Annotated in this window: 3 protein-coding genes; 2 read left to right on the forward strand and 1 reads right to left on the reverse strand. The window is 71.9% G+C overall.

All coding sequences use genetic code 11. The annotated features are described in order from the left end of the window. Positions 1–472: 472 nt before the first annotated feature. Positions 473–907, forward strand: coding sequence for a nuclear transport factor 2 family protein (locus ACFC02_RS42395; protein ID WP_376368348.1), 435 nt, complete (start codon positions 473–475; stop codon positions 905–907). Between the two features lie 80 nt (positions 908–987). Further along, on the forward strand, positions 988–1,110 hold the full coding sequence (locus ACFC02_RS42400; protein WP_376368350.1) for a hypothetical protein: 123 nt from the start codon (positions 988–990) through the stop codon (positions 1,108–1,110). 128 nt (positions 1,111–1,238) lie between these two features. Here ACFC02_RS42400 and ACFC02_RS42405 read toward each other — a convergent pair whose 3' ends face one another. Next, the gene (locus ACFC02_RS42405; protein ID WP_376368352.1) at positions 1,239–1,379 is read right to left on the reverse strand and encodes a hypothetical protein; all 141 of its coding nucleotides are present in this window, start codon (positions 1,377–1,379) and stop codon (positions 1,239–1,241) included. Positions 1,380–1,966: the final 587 nt, after the last annotated feature.

The raw sequence follows: 1,966 nt of genomic DNA on the forward strand, positions 1-1,966 counted from the left end.
CGCGAGGTCTACCGCGCTCTGACCGCCACACCAACCGAACGAATCACCCAAACCGACCTCGCTCCTGCAGCTTGACAAGCATAGGAGCATCCGGGACCCACGGAATTTCCCCAGCCATCGTAGCGTGGAATTCCGGCTGATCCGGCGGTGAAAACGGCGATTGCCCGTTCCTCGACGGGCAATCGTCGTATCGCATTCCGTAAGCCCGTTTCTCGGACCCGTCCGCGCTCTGTCCGCGATTTCTGCTCTCTGTCCGCGATTTCTGCGCTCTGTCTGCGCTCGTATCGTCAGCATGCCGAGTGCCTTTCGGATCGTACGAGGAGCCGAGGCGGGTACCGGAGGGTCCGGCGACCGCTCCGGCCCCTCACCGACGGGCACGACGGGCGGCGCCGGCCCGCCGCTTCGTGACACATGTGCACCGAGTCGACACACGTCCGAACCGTGCGCGCGCCGGTCTCGTATCCTCACATGTATGAATGGCATCGGAGACGCACAGGCCGTCACCAACCTCGTCGCCCGGTACGCGGAACTGGTCGACACCGGAGATTTCGCCGGGGTCGGTGAGTTGTTCGCCGAGGGCGTGTTCATCGGGAGCGGCGCGCCGGTCCGGGGCCGTACGGCCGTGGAGCAGATGCTCCGGGACTCGGTGATCCTCTACGAGGACGGCACGCCACGCACCCATCACGCCACGAGCAACGTCGCCGTCGAGGTCGACGACGGGGCCGGGACCGCCACCGCCCGCGCCTACGTGACCGTCTTCCAGTGCCTGCCCGATCTGCCGCTCCAGCCCGTGGCGGCGGGACGCTACGACGACCGCTTCGAGCGCCACGACGGCACATGGCGGTTCACCGAGAGGCGGGTCAGGATCCATCTGGTGGGCGACGTGAGCCGCCACCTGCGCGCCTGACCCGGCTCGGCCGGTCGCGCGGCCTTCCGCTGCTCCACGGGGGCCGCTGACCTGCCGGCCGAGCGGACTCGCGACGCGCTGTGCCGCCGACGCGGCCGACGGGCCAGGACGCCCTCGCGGCGATCGCCTCCGAGGTGGGTCAGCGCGCCTGGCGGCTCGCCGTCGAGACCCTCACCAACGGCGCGTACGGCGTCCGGCGCTGAGTCCGCTCGGCCGAGGGGCCGTCGGAGCGCCGGTCCTCCCGGTGCGGGCGCGGCCCCGGCCCGTCCCGCCACGCTCGGCCGCCGGTGCGCCTCAGGTGTCGGTGGGCGCCCACTCGCCGTCTGAGACGTCATGTGGTCCGAGGTCGCGCGGCGGACACCTCCTCCGCCCAGCGGCCCACGTCGCGGAGCAGCGCGCACCTGGTGCGGGCTCTGTCGAGACCGGGGGACTCGCCGAGGCCGACGAGCCGGTCGCCCTGATGCTCGGCCAACTGGACCGGCTCCCCCCGGACCACCAGGTCAGGTCCGCGTCCAGCGCAACGTCAGCTTCATACGGAGCCGCCAGGAACGCCACACGCACGTCGGCCGCGCCCGGCCGTCCCTGACCGGGACGGCGACCAGCACCGGGACGGTGACCGGCAGAGTCCGGCCGCCAGGACCGTACGCCGGAGCGTCCACCGCGAGCGTCCTGTCCGCACTGTCCCTCCCGGCCCCGGCCCGCGAGGCGATCCCCCGCGCCTGACCACCGGCCCGGCCCGGGGCGCGGCGGACGGAGGCGGGCGGGACGGACCGCTCTGCGCCGGAACAAGGGGTATGGGGAAGAGGGGTAGGAGCGGGGGCGGGACGGGGCGGGCGTCCGGCGTCCCGGGATCCGGACGCCGGGAGACGGCTCACCCGAACTCGCCCACACTCACCCAGGTCCCCCGAGTTCGGCCCAGGTCGCCCCAGCCTCGGAGGCCCATCCACGACAGGCCGGAAAAAAATGGGTCTTCGAAGTTGAGCGGTGCAAGGTCGGTGGCCGCTGACTGCCCGTCACGGTCTGTGACGGGTGGGGTGGTTGTCGGCCCTGGATGTAGGA

Source organism: Streptomyces sp. NPDC056160, from assembly GCF_042268205.1.
Lineage (GTDB): Bacteria > Actinomycetota > Actinomycetes > Streptomycetales > Streptomycetaceae > Streptomyces.

Bases quoted from the DNA above. Each gene is read 5' to 3' on its own strand.
- ACFC02_RS42395 (WP_376368348.1), top strand. From the start codon at position 473: ATGAATGGCATCGGAGACGCACAGGCCGTCACCAACCTCGTCGCCCGG.